The organism is Aeromonas caviae, from assembly GCF_000819785.1.
In the GTDB taxonomy this organism is placed as follows: Bacteria; Pseudomonadota; Gammaproteobacteria; order Enterobacterales; family Aeromonadaceae; genus Aeromonas; species Aeromonas caviae.
Genome location: NZ_CDBK01000020.1, coordinates 1 through 18,752 on the forward strand (window position 1 = coordinate 1; position 18,752 = coordinate 18,752).

The 18,752-nt window shown below is 59.5% G+C and carries 11 protein-coding genes; 2 read left to right on the forward strand and 9 right to left on the reverse strand.

The features are described from left to right. The 7 genes from BN1120_RS02870 to mnmL all read right to left on the reverse strand — a co-directional run. Positions 1 to 1,416, reverse strand: a 1,416-nt coding sequence (locus tag BN1120_RS02870; protein ID WP_236727604.1) for a retention module-containing protein, incomplete at its 3' end; no start/stop codon positions are given. 267 nt (positions 1,417 to 1,683) lie between these two features. Then, entirely contained in the window at positions 1,684 to 3,609 is a 1,926-nt protein-coding gene (locus BN1120_RS02875) for an EAL domain-containing protein (RefSeq protein WP_042014654.1), read from the reverse strand. Positions 3,610 to 3,612: 3 nt separating this feature from the next. Beyond that, the gene (locus BN1120_RS02880) at positions 3,613 to 4,371 is read right to left on the reverse strand and encodes a transglutaminase-like cysteine peptidase (protein ID WP_223952717.1); all 759 of its coding nucleotides are present in this window, start codon (positions 4,369 to 4,371) and stop codon (positions 3,613 to 3,615) included. 99 nt (positions 4,372 to 4,470) lie between these two features. Beyond that, the gene (locus BN1120_RS02885; protein WP_010675164.1) at positions 4,471 to 5,802 is read right to left on the reverse strand and encodes a TolC family outer membrane protein; all 1,332 of its coding nucleotides are present in this window, start codon (positions 5,800 to 5,802) and stop codon (positions 4,471 to 4,473) included. Positions 5,803 to 5,837: 35 nt separating this feature from the next. Then, on the reverse strand, positions 5,838 to 7,253 hold the full coding sequence (locus BN1120_RS02890; protein ID WP_010675165.1) for an HlyD family type I secretion periplasmic adaptor subunit: 1,416 nt from the start codon (positions 7,251 to 7,253) through the stop codon (positions 5,838 to 5,840). After that, entirely contained in the window at positions 7,246 to 9,390 is a 2,145-nt protein-coding gene (locus BN1120_RS02895; protein WP_039040368.1) for a type I secretion system permease/ATPase, read from the reverse strand. Before BN1120_RS02895 ends, BN1120_RS02890 begins: the two co-directional genes overlap by 8 nt. 370 nt (positions 9,391 to 9,760) lie before the next feature. Continuing rightward, positions 9,761 to 10,705 (reverse strand): tRNA modification radical SAM protein MnmL/YtqA, encoded by a 945-nt coding sequence (gene mnmL / locus BN1120_RS02900; protein ID WP_042014656.1) that lies wholly within the window; start codon positions 10,703 to 10,705, stop codon positions 9,761 to 9,763. 613 nt (positions 10,706 to 11,318) lie between these two features. Between mnmL and gltB the strand changes: the two genes are divergently transcribed. Continuing rightward, positions 11,319 to 15,776 carry a glutamate synthase large subunit gene (gene gltB, locus BN1120_RS02905; protein ID WP_042014659.1) on the forward strand — a complete coding sequence of 1,486 codons (4,458 nt, stop codon included), beginning with the start codon at positions 11,319 to 11,321 and terminating at the stop codon, positions 15,774 to 15,776. Positions 15,777 to 15,788: 12 nt separating this feature from the next. After that, complete coding sequence (locus BN1120_RS02910) at positions 15,789 to 17,204, forward strand: FAD-dependent oxidoreductase (RefSeq protein WP_042014661.1); 1,416 nt, start codon at positions 15,789 to 15,791, stop codon at positions 17,202 to 17,204. Positions 17,205 to 17,291: 87 nt separating this feature from the next. Here BN1120_RS02910 and BN1120_RS02915 read toward each other — a convergent pair whose 3' ends face one another. Together BN1120_RS02915 and BN1120_RS02920 are read right to left on the reverse strand one after the other, a co-directional pair. Beyond that, positions 17,292 to 18,053, reverse strand: a complete 762-nt coding sequence (locus BN1120_RS02915; RefSeq protein ID WP_042014664.1) for an amino acid ABC transporter ATP-binding protein — start codon at positions 18,051 to 18,053, stop codon at positions 17,292 to 17,294. After that, a complete protein-coding gene (locus BN1120_RS02920; protein ID WP_174217478.1) occupies positions 18,050 to 18,706 on the reverse strand; it encodes an amino acid ABC transporter permease in 657 nt (218 codons plus the stop codon). Before BN1120_RS02920 ends, BN1120_RS02915 begins: the two co-directional genes overlap by 4 nt. Positions 18,707 to 18,752: the final 46 nt, after the last annotated feature.

Genomic DNA, 18,752 nt, shown 5'->3' on the forward strand with positions numbered 1-18,752 from the left:
CAGGGTGCCCGCAGTCACCGCCGCGCCATCCGCCCCCTGCACGTCGTTGGTGATGACGTTGCCATTGAGGACCAGGTTGTTCTCGCTCGCCACCGTCAGGTTGACGTCGCTCACCGCCGTCGGCACGTCATCCAGCACCACGACATCCAGCCCTGCACTGGTCGTGTCGCCATCGAGGTCCGTCAACACGACGTTGAAGCTCTCCGTCAGAGCCCCATCATTTGCAGGTTTGTTATGTGTTTCGTTATCGTTCAGGGTGTAGCTGTAGGTCACGCTGCCAACCCCTGTCACCGGGTTGTAGCTGACGCCGGTCACCAGCAGTTGATTTCCCAAAGGACTGGGGATCCCCTGGGGGAAGGTGGTCAAGACCTGGCCATTGCTGATCAGCGTCACACCTCCCAGCGTCAGGCTTTGTACTCCATCTGCCGCATTGAATGTAAAGGTACTGCTCTTGGTCAAGGCGGCGCCATCGGGGGCTGAGCCATCCGGCAATGCGGCTTCATCAAGGACAAGCTCACCACCCTCGACCTGCAATCCATTCAGCGAGACAGGCTCATCTACAGGGGTGATGGTGATGGTCAGAGTGGAGTCGTTGGTATCATCCCCATCCGTTACGGTGTAATTGACCGCAGGTACGGGGCCTGTGTAGTTCAGCGCGGGGGTAAAGGTATAGGAGCCGTCCGCATTGATGATCAGCGTACCAATCCCATCCAGCGTGCTCTCAACGCCAGCAGCAATTCCCTGATTGCTGCCCCAGCTATAGGAAATGACAGACGAATCAAGGGGACCATCCGGATTGTTGCTGTTGTCGAGCACATTGCCACTGATGGCCTGATCTTCCTGGGTAACAGCAGACTCATCCTGATCATCGAGCTGATTCTCGGGCAGAAGATCGTCTTCCTGCAGCACATTCTGATCGATCAACGTGTCATAGCCGGTATCGAATCCGGCCTCGGCTATGGTCGCATCTCCGATGCGGTCTATGACAACAAAACCACCATTGCCACTGGCCCCAGCGACCCCGCCGATACCGCCACCACCACCGGCGGCAGGTGCCCCACCGGCAGCAGAGGCTTCGAAGTTCTTGGTCGGGTCAACCCCTTGCAGGATGGATTGTTGCAACGCAGCAATTTCTGGCGACACTTCAGGCGAGCCTTGCTGATGATTAGCAACCGATGAGGAAGATTGCCCCTCTGGAGGCATCTCTGCCCCTGCCGGAACACCATTGTCCGCTGCAGGTTTGTCATCGTAGGGCGCCAGCATCAATTTGGCATCATCAGCGATATTTAGTCTGGCGCCAGGCTGCAGTATCTCGCCAGGCTGGAGAGGACGACTGCTGCCATCGGCAAGCAGGATCTGAACGTTGCCTTCTACGGAAGAGACGACCACGGTTTTGTCGATGATTTGGGTGCGCATATCCATTGCTCCAGGGTGACAGATCTTGATGCCTACACTCTAGATACGCCCCCGTCCTGCTTCCGTTGCAAAAATGTACAGGGTTGAGTCTCTTTGACTTCATCCGATGCAGCGAATCGAACGAACATTTTTTACATATAAAAATCAATTAAGTAACAGCGCGAGTTTTAGTGATATTACCTATATGTCGCGTAAAAATGATGTACATATTCTAAACAGATATAAAAAAGGGCCCTTAATGGGCCCCTTTCTATCGAGTTGTACCGCTTATGCCAGTGGAAATGCAGGGTGAACGAACCCCTGATAACCATCGATATGCAAACCGGACAACAATTCAACCTGCCGTTTATCTTCCACCCGGGTGGCGATGGTCGTGACACCCGCATTGTGGGCAGCCCGACAGACAGCCGCCAGGAAGGAGGTATCGGCGCCTGGTTCCATGACCTGGCTGGTATACCCGTGGTCCACCTTGACATAAGCGGGGGCCAGCTCTTCCAGATAGCCGAGGGACTGGAAGTGCCGGCCATAGTGATCGACCCCCCACAAGAAGCCGTGCTCTCGCAACAGCTCAACCAGATGAGTCACATACTCTTTGTGTTTCATGATGGCCGCTTCCGGGATCTCGAACAGCAGTCGCTCCTTCAGCTCCACGTTCAGCGACAGATAGCCTCTGAGCCATGTCAGGAACTCATCCGAACAGAGAGAACCCGCCGTGATATTGACTGCCAACACCAATTCCGGTTGCTGCTTGAACAAGGGGACGCAGGCTTCCAGCACCGCCTTGTCAAACTCGGCCCCCATCTTGAACTGCTCGATCGCAGGCAAGAACTGCCCTGCGAAGTAATCCGTTCCATCTCGCGAGATGGCCGCGAACAACTCGGCATGCAGGCGGGTACCATCATCGAAGCGACATGCAGGCTGTGCCTTGAAGCGCCAGAGATGTCTGGCAATGGCATCCTGCACCAGGTCTCGCCAGGCAAGGCGTCCCATCAGTCCCTGCTCATTGCCGCCTTCCATCACGACGGCACCGCGCCGCTCATTGCGCGCTTTGCCAAGGGCGTTATCCGCCTTCGTCAGCAGGGCCGAGAGATCGTCATTGCCATCACGGCCGGCGATGCCGACGACGGACAGCGCACCGCTTTCCCCCATGGGATTGACAACCAGATCGGCGATACGGCTGTTGATGAGCTCCGCCAGCTCCTTGAGCTGAGAGAAATCATCGGTGGGGCAGAGCAAGGCATACTCCGTCGCCGAGATCCGGGCCAGTGCCGCGCCATCCCAGCCATCCAGCAGTTCCCTGAGCACCTGTGCAATGGACTTCACCATGTTGTCCCTTGCAGCAAAGCCCTCTTCCCGATAGAGATCGTCCAGCATGTCGACGGCCACCAGCATGACCCCGCCCTGCCCGGCCTCCGCAATCCAGGCATTGACCTGCCCGACGAAGTAAGAGCGGTTGCCAAGCCCGGAGACGGCATCCACATAGACGCGGGCTCGCAGGTTCTCGGCCTCGTCGGCCTGCTCTTTGAACTGCACGGCAAGCTTGCTGGAAAGGGTATTGATGGCCTGTACCACTTGCCGCAGCTCGCGGGTCTTGGGCTCGGGAATGGCGTGGCCGAAATGGTGCAGCTCGATTTCAACCGCCTGATCGCAAATCAGCTTGAGCGGTTTGAGCAGATAATTGAGCGCCCGCATCAGCAAGAGAGTGGTGACGAGAAAGCCAACCAGGAACCAGGTGGCCAGTTCGCTCATTCCTTTCCAAAGCTCGTAGTAGGCTTGTCCAGGGTGGCCGACGACCTTCAGCTTGCCCAGTTGCAGCCAACCCGACGTCAAAATCGATTCATTGGCCACTTCAGGGAACAGATCCAGCCCAATGAACCACTGTGGGACCCCTTCGATATGGCTGCTGTTCTCCAGCTCGATGACATCCTTGGAGGCCAGCAGATCGAGACGAACCAGCTTGTAGTAACCTCCGTCGAACACCGCCTTGATCACGGATTCGGCACTGACCTTGTCGCCGTTCTCCAGATAGGGGGTCAGCGCCAGACCGAGTGCGGTGGACGTATTGATGACGGTGGTCTCCTGCTGCTGCGCCAGGTAGTTGCGGGTCGAATTGAATTGCACCCAGTAGGTGGCGGCAAACAGCAATCCGAACAGCAGCAGCATGGTTGCCAATAGTTGTCTGTAGAGCGTCATAGGTTAATCATCCAAATTGACCGCAGGCCGAGCCAATCGCCCCGATGTCATGCGATTGCGTAAGTCTGTCCATAATCCCAAGCGGGATGATTGCCCGGCCAGTTCCCCTTGACCACGCGCCTTCATCAGCCACAAGTGACTACCGTTAAAACTGTAAATTGGCAACAAATCCGCCCGTTGGGTCGCCGGGCGAATTGAGCCGACAAGATTGTCCAGAATCAGGGGTACTGCCGCAGGCGTCTCATAGTAGGCAACGACCATATGAAACTGGTTATAATCCAATGCCTTGACATATACCATTCGCATTTTTTCATCAGGGATGCCAAGTTCCAGCAAGGTAAAATACTTGGAAATGCTGAAGTCTTCACAATCTCCCCCCGCTGCGCCCAGAAATTCCAGCGGTGTCGCCCAATAATCCTTCTTGTGCCACAACTTGATGTCATCGATGAAACGCATCTGGTTGAAGAACTGGTTCACCTTCTCCAGCTTCTGCCGATCCGTCAGCCCCGCCGCCTTGTTCTGCATTGCCAAAGTGCGCCAGCTGGTGACCCGTTTGCCGGCCCTGGGGCCATAGGTCTCCTCCGCGCGCTTGACCAGTTTCATATCCTCCGGTGAGAGAGGCTGGCTGGCGCTGAGCAGCAGGGGGATCGCCAGCAGGGCCAGCCACAGCAGGCGAACCCGCCAGGGCGCACGTGCACCTGCGACAGCTCGATACCCATCACGTCGGCTGCAGCCTGTCGATGCCACTTCTTTCTGGGTCATGACGCCGCCATCATCCCCTGACCGCCGGACGCATAAAAGAATGACTGCAGCACGCTGCAGCCATTCCCCTTGCCTGATATGACATCAGTGGCAGGGCCATCAGTTGTTGTTGGCCTGCCATTCAGCCGGTTGCTGCACATTCAGGGCATTGAGCAGACCACCGGTGGCATTGAGGATACGATAATCTGCCAACAGGGAGTCGTACTCGGCCGTGATGTAGCTGCGGCGAGCCTCGAACAGTTCGTTCTCCGTGTTCAGCACGTCCAGCAAGGTCCGTTGGCCCAGGCCGAATTGCTTCTTGTAGGCCTGTACGGTGTCATAGCTGGCGTCCACGTGCTCTTTGAGGAAGACTTTTTGCTTGGCCAGCGACTCTTTGGCGTTCCAGGCGAGGCGGGTCCCCTCTTCCACCTGACGGAAGGCATTCATGTGAATGTCTTTGGCCTGGGAATAGAGCGCTGAGGTTGCCTTGCTTTCTGCCAGATCGGACCCACCGCGGAACAGGTTGTAACGCATCCGGACCATGGCGGTGAGATCGTCGTTACGGCCTTTGACCGCATCGATGTCCTCGTTCCAGTTCTGATCCACTTCAAAGGCTACGTTCGGGTAGAACCCGGACTTGGAGCCTTCATGCTGGTACTTCGCCTCTTCGATGTCCTGCAGGGATGACAGCAGGGTCGGGTGAACCTCTGTTGCCGTCTTCAGCGCATCTTCCAGTGTTGCGGGCAGGAGTTGGGTATTCGGTACGGGCTGAACGAGATCCTTGGGCACTTCATTGACGACACGGATGAACTCGCTCTCGGCATCCCGATAGTTGTTCTCCGCCGCCGCCTGATTGGAGTAAGCCCGAGCCACACGACCGTCGATCTGGGTCTGGTCAGCGGTCGACCCCAGACCGGAGTCGGTCCGTTTCTGGATGTCACTGCGGATCTGCTCGTGGGTTTCAAGGTTCTGCTTGGACAGCTCCAGGATCTCCTGCTGACGCAGCATGTTGAGATAGACCTCGGCCACGCGCAGGGCCGTGTTCTCCGCCTCGGAGATCATCGCCAGGCGCTGGGCCTGGGCGGCGGCATCGGTCCGTGCCACGTTGCTGCTGACATCAAAGCCGTCAAACAGCATCTGGCGAAGGCTGATCCCGGCCTCCTTGCGCGTCATGGAGTCATCGATCGTCTGTGAATTCGGACCTGCGGCACGGGTCGAGGGACTGTCAGTCTTCTCGTAACCGACGCCACCACGCAGATCAATGGTGGGGTAATAGCCGCCCTTGGCTCCATCATGCTGATACAGTCGTGCCTGATAGAGATCAAAAGCTTCCTTGATTTTCGGATGGGTAGCCAGTGACTGCGCCACTGACTGTTCCAGCGTCTGTGCCTGGCTCAGGCCCGGGAACAGTATGGTGCCACTAACCAGCATGGCAACAATCGTCTTCTTCATGGTATCTCCAGTCATGTTGTTTTTAGATTGTTGGCTTATCGTTCTCTCAGTGCCGACTGCTTAGCCCTCAAGATGGGTTTCAGCAAGTAGTCTAGGACACTTTTTTTACCAGTAATAATATCTGCACTGGCTAACATACCGGGGATGATGGGAAGTGCGTTAAGCTCATCGCCCAGATAACTCTTCTCGGTTCGTACTCGCACCAGATAGAAGGAATTGCCCTCCTCATCCTGGATTGAGTCGGCACTTATCTGTTCAACCTTGCCATGTAAACCTCCATAAATAGTGAAATCATAGGCAGTTATCTTGACCACGGCCTCCAGTCCGGGTCTGAGGAACGCGATGTCCTTGGGCGACACCTTGGCTTCAACCAGCAGGGTGTCTTCCAGCGGCACTATCTCCATCAGGTCCATGCCCGGCTGAACGACCCCACCCAGCGTATTAATCTTGAGCTTTTTGATGGTCCCCTTGAGAGGCGCAATCACACTGGTACGATCGACTCTGTCCCTGAGGCCGACCTGACCCTCTGACAACTGGCTCAACTTGCCTTGACGTTCGTTCAGCTCGGTCTGGGAGTCCGCCCGGAATTTCAGGGCGATATCATTTCGCTTCGAGATGGTCTCCCGCAGTACCGAGTTGAGCTTGGGCACCAGCAGGCGGTTCGCCTCCAGCTCCCCTTGCATTTCGTTGACCTGCCGCTCCAGTTTAATTAGCTCCACTTGAGGAACTATACCCTCTTTTGCGAGAGGACGGCTGATGTTCAGCTCCTGACGAGCCAGATCAACGCTGCGGCCCACGGTCCGGATCTTGGCATTGAGCTCTATGGTCTCCTGCTCTTTCTGCTCGATCTGCTGTCCCAGGATGTAGAGCTGGTTCTTGAGGTTGTTTAACCGCGCCTCCTGCACCGATCTTTCACGGGCGGCATATTCCGCAAATACATTCTCGTACCCTTCGGGGAACTCGATGGCCTGTTTGTCGATGGCTACCTGTTCACGCCACCCCAGATTGGGCTCGTTCTTGACCACCACGCTGCGAATTTCGGCGCGCAGGCGGGCAATATCCCCCTTGAGGGTGACCAGCTCCTGCTCCCGTTCGCGAAAATCCGACTTGAAGCGGGTATCGTCGATGCGCAGCAGTGGCTGTCCCTTCTCGACGATGTCCCCCTCCTTGACGAAGATCTCCTTGACGATCCCCCCTTCCAGGTTCTGGATCACCTGCAACTGGCGCGACGGTATCACCTTGCCCTGGCCGACGGTCACTTCATCCAGCTCTGCCCAGGCGGCCCAGACGATGGCGCTGACAAAAAACAGGAAGCAGGCCCACAGCAGGACTCTGGCACGGGTGGGTGTCGTCAGCAGCACGGCGGCGGCGCCGTCATCCACGTACTCGAGATGCTCGGGTGCAGGCAAGACCGTATCTGAGGGCGTTTTCTTGAACCAGTGGTTAGCCATTCGCCGTCTCCTGCACCCGCACCTTGCCTTCCTTCAATTGCTGCAACACCACCTCTTTGGGACCGTCCGCCACTATCTTCCCCTGCTCCACGACGATGACCCGGGAAGCGACATCCAGCATGGAGGTCTTGTGGGTGATGAGGATAAGGGTGGTTTCGGGGCCGAGCCGCGCCAGCTCCTGCTTCACGTGCATCTCTGACTGGTTGTCCATGTTGGAGGTCGGCTCGTCCATCACCAGAATGGGGGGATCGTTGAGCAGGGCGCGAGCCAGCAGGATGGACTGACGCTGGCCACCGGAGAGCTGACGTCCCCCTTCGCCAATCTGTCTGTCGAGACCGTTGGGATCCCGGTTGGTAAAGTTGGTGACCCCGGCCCGCTTGGCTGCGCGCAAGACACGGGCATCGTCCACCAGGGGATTGCCCAGCATGATGTTGTCTCGAACTGAACCAAAGAAGAGGGTCACATCTTGCGGCACACAGCCGATGTTGCGGCGAATGATGGTCGGCGGCAGTTGGTCCAGCTCAAAGCCGTCCAGACGCACCAGGCCGTCAGTCGGGCGATAGAGGCCCATCAGCAATTTCTCCAGCGTGGTTTTACCCGCACCGATGCGCCCGATGATGGCCACCTTCTCACCCGGCTCGATGCGCAGGTTGATGTTGTGCAGGGTGCTGCTCTCCATGCCCGGATACTTGAAGGAGACATTTTCAAACTCGATGCGCCCCTGGATGACCGGATGGTGGATGTACTGCCTGCCCTCCTCCTGCTCACCCGGCGTCATCATGATCTTCTCCAGGATTTCGAGCGCCGACTTGGCCTGGTTGTAGCGGGTGGAAAGCACCGAGAGCTGCACCATGGGGGCGATGGCCCGACTCGACAGCATCACGGCCGCTATCATGCCCCCCATGGTCACCAATCCTTCCGAGATCTGGTAAACACCGACGATCACCAGTCCCACTGTCACCACCTGCTGGATGTAGCTCGCCAGAGAAGACATGGAGTTGGTGATGCGCCGGGTCTGCACGCCCCAGGTCGAGATGTGGGACACCGCCTGCTCCCAGCGGTGCTGGAACATGCTCTCGGCCCCGAAAATCTTCACGGTCTCAAGGCCCGAGATGCTTTCGATCAGATTGGCGTTCTTCTGGGAGGCGAGTCGGGAGCCCTCCTCGATGGATTGCTTCAGCGGTGCCTGAATGTAGAAGCTGTAGGCCACCAGGATCAGGATGGCGATGATGGGCACCACCACCATCACACCGGCGAAAATCCAGATGATGAAGAGGAAGAAGATGGCAAACGGCAGATCGATCAGGGTGGAGACGGTGGCCGACGTGAAAAACTCGCGCACCGATTCAAACTCCTGCAAGTGCTTGGCAAAGGCACCGGTCGACGCAGGCCTGGACTCCATCTTCATGCCCATCACCTTGGCAAAGATTTTGGCCGACAAGAGCACGTCGGATTTCTTGCCTGCAATATCGATGAAGTAGCTGCGCAGCTGGCGCATCACGAAGTCGAAGGTGAACACCACCATGGCTCCAACCGCCAGCACCCAGAGGGAGTCGAATGCCAGGTTGGGCACAATCTTGTCATAGACGTTCATGGTGAACAGGGGGCTGGCGATGGCAAACAGGTTGATGAGGATCGAGGCCACCAGCACATCCCGATAGATACCGCGGGACTCGAACAAGGTGCTCCAGAACCAGTGACCATCACGGGTCTCCAGCACTTTGGGCGAGCGCTCATCAAACTTGAACTGCCGCTTGACGTAGAACAGACGACCATTGTACTCGTCACCAAGCTGGGCAAGACTGACCCATTGGGCCGCGTCTCCGGCCTGGGGAAAGATGACCCTCGCCTGGGTCCGTTCTTCATTCCATTCAAGCAAGATGCAGGCGCCGCCATTGCGCGTCTGCAAGACGCAGGGCAGCAGCAGGGAGGAGATCTGTTCAAGGGGCTGGATCACTTCGCGGGCAGAGAGACCGCCCCGCTCGGCGGCACGACTGAAGAGCGCCGTGCTGAGACGCCCGGAGACCAGTGGCAAGCCGGTGGTGAGAGCATCCTGACTGTTGGGCACCCCGTAAAAGCGGGTCAAAAAGACCAGGCACTCCAACAGTTCATCTATATGGCTGGTTTCTGCTTGCATAGCATCCCATCAAACATGATTCAGAAGGTTGTCTCGGGGCCGAATATCCAAAGCCCGGCGGCGATCCGGAAAAACAGAACAGACCTCGCCACCCAGACCCACAACCCGATTAGCGCACAGAGCCGGGACACTGCATGTCTCGCCTCCCTCACAGATTTTCATGCCGGAAACGGAGGGGACATGCCGGGCACCTGATGTTGCCAAGAAATATGCCACCCGGTATGAAGAAAGCCCGCCCGGTATACAAACTGCAAAGAGTTATTGATAACTATATCTTTTTTCAAGCCGACCATCTTATCAAGGTGACTTGAACGAAACTATACTCCAAAGACTGAATTTCATCTAATAACCCACTGTTTTTTTGACGAAATTAGAGTTGGCACTCGCCTGTGGAAGGGAGAGAAAAAGGGCGTCCCAGGCAGTGTCCCTGAGGGCCTGAGCGTGCCAGCGCCGCGGCAATGGCGGTCATGGCGCTCCAGCGATTCTCGCACCAGGCGGGGGCCAGCAGGGTCGGGCGGCGCGCCGACGCCGAGACCCTGTGATAGACCACCTCGGGAGGCGTGTACTGGATCATGGCGACCGCCGCCGCCACATACTGCTCCATCGTCAACACATCCAGCCGTCCCGCCTGCCACGCCTTGCCAAGAGTGCTCCCCTCCACCACATGCAGTGGGTGAAGCTTGATCCCCTCGACGCCGGTCTCCACGATACGGTGGAGGGTTTCCAGGCTGTCCATCGGCACCTCGCCGGGCAGGCCAACGATGAGGTGGGCACACACCTTGATGCCTCGCAGATGGGCTCTGGTTACAGCGTCAACATAGGCGGCATAGCCGTGGCCCCGATTGATGCGTTGCAACGTCTTGTCGTTGGCGCTCTGCAGCCCGAGCTCCAGCCACACCTCGTAGCCGCGGGCCTGATAACCTGCCAGCAGATCCAGCACCGCATCGGGTACACAATCAGGGCGAGTTCCGACGCAGAGCCCCACCATGTCGCTCACCGACAAGGCTTCTTCATACATGCGCTGAAGGTACTCCACTTCGGCATAGGTGCTGGTATAGGCCTGAAAGTAGGCCAGATAGCGCCTGGCCCGGGTCACCTCGTCCCGGCGTGCCAGCAGTTGCTGCACCACGGAGAGTTGCTGGGCCGACTCGTCGGCAAAGGAGGAGACATTGCAGAAAGTGCAGCCACCCCGCCCCAGGGTGCCGTCCCGGTTGGGGCAGGTAAAGGCCCCATGGATGGAGAGCTTGTGGATCTTCTGGCCGTGGCGCTGCTTGAGATCCTGGCCAAATGTATTGATGAGTTCGTGTAACTGCATGACACCTCCGAAATGAGGTGTCATTCTAGCGACGCAGCCCGGCGGGCAGGCTGCGCTGGATCAATCCCGCTCTCTACCCAAAAATCATATAAATATTCACGTTAGATGCGATAAATACCCAACAGTCAGCATTCACGGTCACTTTTGACAACCTGTCACTCCTGCCACCTGGAGAAAAGTGCCATAACCTCTCGCCCATAACCGGCTGTAACTACTGAAAAAATCCTGTTTAGTCTGCTTATGGACAAATGCAAGACGCAGGATCCTGAAATGTGATCCCCGCCAAGCACACCAGAGATGACATTGTAAAATTACTACAGTTTCCCGCCACCATGCAGTCAACCACTAAACCGTCCATAACCAGAATATAAAACCAACAAATAAATAAAAAGCAGTTATAAATACACAAAAATGCTGATTGAGTCTCAAAAACCCACATTTTGTTATGGCGGTGTAACATTGCAAACAAGCGGGATGTCCAATTGACCTTGCCCGAAAATCCCATTAGTTTGGAGATTCGCCACCTCAGGCGGACGGAACCACAAGAGCCAATCGCAATTTATGCAGTCTGTTGATGACAGTGCGATGGAAGGCCGAGCAAGGGAGAAATGCAATGTCACTATATGATCCAAAGCTGGAGAGGGATAACTGTGGCTTCGGCCTGTTGGCCCACATGGAAGGGGAAGCCAGCCACAAGCTTGTCCGTCTCGCGATGTCAGCCTTGGCTCGCATGCAGCACCGCGGCGGTATCTCCGCCGATGGCAAGACCGGCGACGGCTGCGGCCTGTTGCTGCAAAAACCCGACAGCTTCTTTAGAGCGGTCGCCGAAGAGAAGGGATGGCACCTGGGCCGCAACTACGCGGTCGGCATGCTGTTCCTCAACCCCGATCCCATCCTGGCCCAGGCCACTCGCGACATCATCGACGAGGAGCTGGAAAGAGAGACCCTGAGTCTGGTCGGCTGGCGCAAGGTGCCCATCGATACCAACGTACTCGGTTCCATCGCCAAGGCGTCCCTGCCCAGTATTGAACAGGTCTTTGTCAACGCGCCCCCGGGCTGGGTCGACAAGGATCTCGAGCGCCGCCTCTATATCGTGCGCCGCCGCATCGAGAAGCGCATCAGCGACGACTACTTCTATGTGGTCAGCCTTTCCAACCTGGTCACCGTCTACAAGGGACTGTGCATGCCGGTGGATTTGCCGCGCTTCTATCTGGATCTGGCCGACATCCGCATGCAGGCCGCCATCTGCGTGTTCCACCAGCGTTTCTCCACCAACACCAGCCCACGCTGGCCGCTGGCACAGCCGTTCCGCTACCTCGCCCACAACGGCGAGATCAACACCATTGCCGGCAACCGCCAGTGGGCCAAGGCGCGCAGCTACAAGTTCGCCACCCCGCTGATCCCGGATCTGCAAGAGGCCGCCCCCTTCGTCAACACCACGGGGTCGGACTCCTCCAGCCTCGACAACATGCTGGATCTCTTCCTGGCCGGCGGCATGGACCTGTTCCGTGCCATGCGCCTGCTGATCCCGCCTGCGTGGCAGAAGCACCCGAACATGGATGACGACCTGCGCGCCTTCTACGACTTCAACTCCATGCACATGGAGCCCTGGGACGGCCCGGCCGGCATCGTCATGACCGACGGTCGCTACGCTACCTGCGCACTCGACAGAAACGGTCTGCGTCCGGCACGTTACGTCATCACCAAGGACAAGTTCATCACGCTGGCCTCCGAAGTGGGCACCTGGGACTACACCCCGGACGAAGTGCTGGAGAAGGGCCGTGTCGGCCCGGGGGAGCTGTTCGTGGTCGATACCAGCAACGGCAAGATCTGGACCAGCTTCGAAATTGACGACGATCTCAAGAGCCGTCACACCTACAAGCAGTGGATGGACAAGCACTGCAAGCGTCTGGTGCCCTTCGAGCAGATGGACGATGCCAGCACGGGATCGCGGGAATTCCCGGATGACCGGCTCAAGACTTACCAGAAGCTGTTCGGCTACTCCTTTGAAGAGCTGGATCAGGTGATCCGCGTGCTCGGCGAGAATGGCCAGGAGGCGGTGGGCTCCATGGGGGATGACACCCCGATGGCGGTGCTCTCCTCCAGCCAGCGTACCCTGTACGACTACTTCCGCCAGATGTTCGCCCAGGTGACCAACCCGCCCATCGATCCCCTGCGGGAAAATCACGTCATGTCCCTGGCCACCTGTATCGGCCGCGAACAGAACGTGTTCAACGAGACCTTCGGTCACGCCCACCGGGTGCTGTTCCAGTCGCCGATCCTGCTCTACTCCGACTTCCATCAATTGCTGGCCCTGGAAGGGGAGCACTACCGCCATGCGGTGCTGAGCCTCAACTACCTGCCCGAAGAGGGGCTGCAGGCTGCCCTTGAGCGTCTCTGCCACGAGGCAGCTGAAGCGGCCCGCAGCGGCGCCGTCCTGCTGGTACTGTCAGACCGGGACATCAGCCCTGATACCCTGCCCATCCCGGCCGCCATGGCGGTGGGTGCGGTGCAGCGTACCCTGGTGGACAACAACCTGCGCTGCGACGCCAATATCCTGGTGGAGACCGCGAGCGTGCGCGACCCGCACCACTTCGCCGTGCTGCTGGGCTTTGGCGCCACCGCCATCTACCCCTACCTCGCCTACGAGACCCTCGCCAAGCAGGTAGAAGAGGGCGTGCTCAAGATGAGCCTGCGCCAGGCCATGCTCAACTACCGCAACGGCATCAACAAGGGCCTCTACAAGGTGATGTCCAAGATGGGCATCAGCACGGTGGCAAGCTACCGCTGCTCCCAGCTGTTTGAGGCGGTGGGCCTCTCCAAGGCTGTGGTCGAACTCTGCTTCCGCGGCGTATCGAGCCGCATCCAGGGTGCCGACTTTGCCGACATCCAGCAGGATCAGATCAATCTGTCCCGTCTGGCCTGGCTCGGCCGCAAGCCGCTGACCCAGGGCGGCCTCTTGAAATTCGTCCACGGTGGCGAGTACCACACCTACAACCCGGACGTGGTGCAGACCCTGCAAGTGGCGGTGCGCTCCGGCAACTACGCCGATTACAAGGAGTATGCCCGTCTGGTGAACGAGCGGCCGGTGGCGACCCTGCGGGATCTGCTGTCGCTCAAACAGGGCACCACCCCGGTTGCGCTGGATCAGGTGGAGCCAGCCGCCAGGCTGTTCCCCCGCTTCGACTCCGCGGCCATGTCCATCGGCGCCCTCGGCCCTGAAGCCCACGAGGCCCTGGCCATCGCCATGAACCGCCTCGGCGGTCAGAGCAACTCCGGCGAAGGCGGTGAAGATCCCAAGCGTTTTGGTACCGAGAAGAACTCTCGCATCAAGCAGGTGGCGTCCGGTCGCTTTGGCGTCACCCCTCACTACCTGATGAACGCGGACGTGGTGCAGATAAAAGTCGCCCAGGGTGCCAAGCCCGGTGAAGGGGGCCAGCTGCCCGGTGACAAGGTCACCGCGCAAATCGCCCAGCTGCGCTACTCGGTGCCCGGCGTGACCCTGATCTCACCGCCGCCGCACCACGACATCTACTCCATCGAGGATCTGGCCCAGCTCATCTTCGACATCAAGCAGATCAACCCGAACTGCCTGGTGTCGGTGAAACTGGTGTCCGAACCTGGCGTCGGCACCATCGCCTGTGGCGTGGCCAAGGCCTATGCGGACTTCATTACCGTCTCCGGCTACGACGGCGGCACCGGCGCAAGCCCGCTCACCTCGGTCAAATACGCCGGCTCCCCCTGGGAGCTGGGCCTGGCCGAAACCCAGCAGGCGCTGGTGGCCAACGGCCTGCGCCACAAGGTGCGCCTGCAGGTGGATGGCGGTCTCAAGACCGGTCTGGACATCATCAAGGCGGCCATCCTCGGCGCCGAGAGCTTTGGCTTCGGTACCGGCCCCATGGTGGCACTCGGTTGCAAATACCTGCGTATCTGCCACCTGAACAACTGCGCCACCGGCGTCGCCACCCAGGATGAGAAGCTGCGCCGCGAACACTTCACTGGCCTGCCGGAAATGGTGATGAACTACTTCAAGTTCATCGCCGAGGAGACGCGCGAGCTGATGGCCGAGCTGGGCGTCACCCAGCTCACCGACCTCATCGGTCGTACCGACCTGCTGGAAGCCCTGCCCGGCCTCACCGCCCGTCAGGCCAAGCTGGACTTGTCCGGCATCCTGGCGGCCCCGGTTGCACCGGCAGGCTCCAGTCTGTTCAGCCAGCAGCACAACCCCACCTTCGACAAGGGGCCCTTGAACCTCAAGATGGTGGAAGACCTGCTGGACGCGGTGGAAAACATGAGTGGCGGCGAGTTCCGCTACGACATCCGCAACACCGACCGCTCCGTGGGTGCGCGTCTATCCGGCGAAATCGTCAAGCGCCACGGCAACCAGGGCATGGCGGCCGATCCGGTCAAGGTGCACTTCAACGGCACCGCCGGCCAGAGCTTCGGCGTCTGGAACGCCGGTGGCCTTGAGATGATCCTCACCGGGGATGCCAACGACTACGTGGGCAAGGGGATGACCGGCGGCAAGCTGGTGATCAAACCCCACGTCGGCGTGGCGTTCAAATCCCACGAGGCGGCCATCATCGGCAACACCTGCCTCTATGGCGCCACCGGCGGCAAGCTCTATGCCGCAGGGACCGCCGGCGAGCGGTTCGCGGTGCGCAACTCAGGGGCCTTGGCGGTGGTCGAGGGGATTGGCGACAACGGCTGTGAATACATGACAGGCGGCATCGTCACCGTGCTCGGCAAGACCGGTGTCAACTTCGCGGCGGGCATGACAGGCGGTTTCGCCTACGTGCTCGACGAGTGCGGCAACTTTGCCAAGCGCACCAACCCCGAGCTGGTCGAACTGCTGGAGGTGGCGGATCTGGCCATCCACCAGGAGCACCTGCGCGGTATCATCACGGCGCACCTCAACGAGACAGGCAGCTCGCGTGCCGAGGAGATCCTGGCCAACTTCGACTCCTATGTGCCCAAGTTCAGGCTGATCAAACCCAAGTCCAGCGACGTCAAATCGCTGCTTGGCCACACCAGCCGTTCCAGTGCAGAACTCAGAATCCAGGCGCAATAAGGAGGGAACCCTATGAGCCAGAACGTATTCCAGTTTATCGATGTCCAGCGGGTCGACCCGCCCAAGAAGCCGCTCAAGATCCGCAAGATCCAGTTCGTGGAGATCTACGAGCCCTTCAACCAGGCCCAGGTCGGCATGCAGGCGGATCGCTGCCTCGACTGCGGCAACCCCTATTGCGAGTGGAAGTGCCCGGTACACAACTACATCCCCAACTGGCTGAAGCTGGCCAACGAGGGACGCATCCTGGAGGCGGTGGAGCTCTCCCACCAGACCAACAGCCTGCCGGAGGTGTGTGGCCGCGTTTGCCCACAAGACAGACTGTGTGAGGGTGCCTGCACCCTCAACGACAGATTCGGCGCCGTGACCATCGGCAACATCGAAAAATACATCACCGACAAGGCGTTCGAGATGGGCTGGCGCCCGGATCTCTCCAAGGTGGTCAAGACCGGCAAGCGGGTCGCCGTCATTGGCGCGGGCCCCGCGGGCCTTGCCTGTGCCGACGTGCTGGCACGCAATGGCGTCACCCCTGTGGTGTTCGACAAGTACCCGGAGATAGGCGGCCTGCTCACCTTCGGTATCCCCTCCTTCAAGCTGGAGAAAGAGGTGATGCAGCGCCGCCGCGAGATCTTCGAGGGGATGGGGGTGGAGTTTCGCCTCGAGACCGAAGTGGGCCGTGACGTCACCTTCGCCGACCTGCTCGGCGAGTTCGATGCGGTCTTCCTCGGGGTCGGCACCTACAAGTACATGAAGGGCGGCTTTGCCAACGAAGAGGCGCCGGGGGTCTACGACGCCCTGCCCTACCTCATCTCCAACGCCAATCGCTTGCTGGGCTTCGAGAAGGCGCAAGCCGATTACATCGACTTCGCCGGCAAGCAGGTAGTGGTGCTGGGGGGCGGCGACACCGCCATGGACTGCGTGCGCACCGCCATCCGCCAGGGGGCCGATCGGGTGATCTGCGCCTACCGCCGGGATGCCGAGAACATGCCAGGATCCAAGCGGGAGGTGAAAAACGCCCAGGAGGAAGGGGTGGAATTCATGTTCAACCTCCAGCCCATCGGCGTGGAGCTGGACGCCCACGGCCGCACCTGCGGCATCAAGGTGGTGAGCACAGAGCTCGGCGCCCCCGATGCCAATGGCCGCCGCAATCCTGTGGTCATTGAAGGCTCCGAGCAGGTGCTGCCCGCCGATGCGGTGGTGATGGCGTTCGGCTTCCAGCCCAACCCCCAGCCCTGGATGGCAGAGCACGGCGTCGAGCTCGACGGCCGGGATCGCATCAAGGCGCCCGAGAAGGCAGAGTACGCCTTCCAGACCAGCAACCCCAAGGTGTTCGCCGGTGGTGACGCGGTGCGCGGCTCGGATCTGGTGGTGACCGCCATTTACGAGGGTCGCAAGGCGGCCGAAGGGATCATGGACTACCTGGCCGTGTGATCTGCTGTCGCAACCACGCTGTCATGCAAACAGCCCCGCTCGTGCGGGGCTGTTTTTTTTATCTCGCTCTCAATCCGCCAGAACCGGCTAGATACTCCAGCTCTCCGGCAGCCGTTCGGTGAGGGTGGAGATGTATTCGAAGGTACGTGCCCGCTTGGGGGTGGTGAACATCTCGCGCGCACTGCCCGCCTCCACCACCTCCCCGGCCTCCAGGAAGATCACCTGCTGCGCAATCTGGGCTGCAAGGCGCAAGTCATGGGTGGCGATCAGCATGGTGGTCCCCTCACTGGCCAGCTGGCGCAGCACGGTCACCACCTCCTGGGCAAGCTCGGGATCCAGCGCCGAGGTAGGCTCGTCACAGAGCAGCACCTTGGGGGATGGCGCCAGCGCCCGGGCAATGGCGACCCGCTGCTGCTGACCGCCGGAGAGGGTGGCAGGCACCGCCTCGGCCTTGTGCCTGAGCCCCACCTTGTCGAGCAGTTGCAGGGCGCGCGCCACTGCCCTCTCCCTGGGCCACTTCAACACGGTCACCAACCCTTCCATCACGTTCTCCAGCACCGTCATGTGCGGGAACAGCTGGAAATTCTGGAACACCATGCCGGTCTGCTGGCGCAGGGCCAGCACGCTTTGCCGTGACAGATGCCGGGTAAAGTCGAGCTCGCTGCCCCCCAGCACCAGCTGGCCTGCATCGGGTCGCTCCAGCAGGTTCACGCAGCGCAGCAGTGTACTCTTGCCGCTGCCGGAGGGACCGATCAGGGCGGTGACGCTGCCCGCGGCCATCGCCAGCCCCACCCCTTTCAACACGCGCTGCCCCGCAAACTGTTTCTCGATGCCACTCAAGCGGATCATAGGGCGACCTCCCGGGTCTCTTTGTGAGCCAGTCGCTGCTCCAGCCTGTCTTGCAGGGTGGAGAGCACCGAGCTGAACATCAGGTAGATGAGGGCCGTCTCGATATAGAGAATGAGCGGCTCATAGGTGACGGAGGCGAGGCGCTGGGCCGCCTGAAACAGCTCGGGCACGGTCACCGCCGCCGCCAGCGACGTGTCTTTGACCAGGGAGATGAAGGTGTTGGAGAGCGGTGGCACCGCGATGCGCGCCGCCTGCGGCAGGATCACCCGCCACATCACCTGGGGCCAGTTCATGCCGATGGAGTAGGCCGCCTCCCACTGCCCCTTGGGGATGGCCGCCAGGGTGGCACGAATGATCTCCGAGCTGTAGGCACCGATGTTGAGGGTGAAACCGATGACGGCGGCGGTGAAGGCGTCCAGCACGATGCCGGCGCTCGGCAGACCGTAAAAGATCAGAAACAGCTGCACCAGCAGGGGCGTGCCCCGAATAAGCCAGACATAGAAGCGGACCAGCATCACCAGCGGAGCCGGACCATATAATCTGGCCAGCGCCACCGACAAGCCGAGCACGATTCCCAACACGAAGGTAATAAGAGTGAGTGGCACGGTAAAAATAAGCCCCGCACTGAGCAGGGGCCAAAAAGAGTCGATCATTAACTGCAACCAGGCCGGCACGTTAATATCCTCAGTTGTTATTATG

Coding starts and splice junctions, on each gene's coding strand:
- BN1120_RS02875 (WP_042014654.1), bottom strand. CDS start 3,609: ATGACGCTCTACAGACAACTATTGGCAACCATGCTGCTGCTGTTCGGA.
- BN1120_RS02880 (WP_223952717.1), bottom strand. CDS start 4,371: ATGACCCAGAAAGAAGTGGCATCGACAGGCTGCAGCCGACGTGATGGG.
- BN1120_RS02885 (WP_010675164.1), bottom strand. CDS start 5,802: ATGAAGAAGACGATTGTTGCCATGCTGGTTAGTGGCACCATACTGTTC.
- BN1120_RS02890 (WP_010675165.1), bottom strand. CDS start 7,253: ATGGCTAACCACTGGTTCAAGAAAACGCCCTCAGATACGGTCTTGCCT.
- BN1120_RS02895 (WP_039040368.1), bottom strand. CDS start 9,390: ATGCAAGCAGAAACCAGCCATATAGATGAACTGTTGGAGTGCCTGGTC.
- mnmL (WP_042014656.1), bottom strand. CDS start 10,705: ATGCAGTTACACGAACTCATCAATACATTTGGCCAGGATCTCAAGCAG.
- gltB (WP_042014659.1), top strand. CDS start 11,319: ATGTCACTATATGATCCAAAGCTGGAGAGGGATAACTGTGGCTTCGGC.
- BN1120_RS02910 (WP_042014661.1), top strand. CDS start 15,789: ATGAGCCAGAACGTATTCCAGTTTATCGATGTCCAGCGGGTCGACCCG.
- BN1120_RS02915 (WP_042014664.1), bottom strand. CDS start 18,053: ATGATCCGCTTGAGTGGCATCGAGAAACAGTTTGCGGGGCAGCGCGTG.
- BN1120_RS02920 (WP_174217478.1), bottom strand. CDS start 18,706: ATGATCGACTCTTTTTGGCCCCTGCTCAGTGCGGGGCTTATTTTTACC.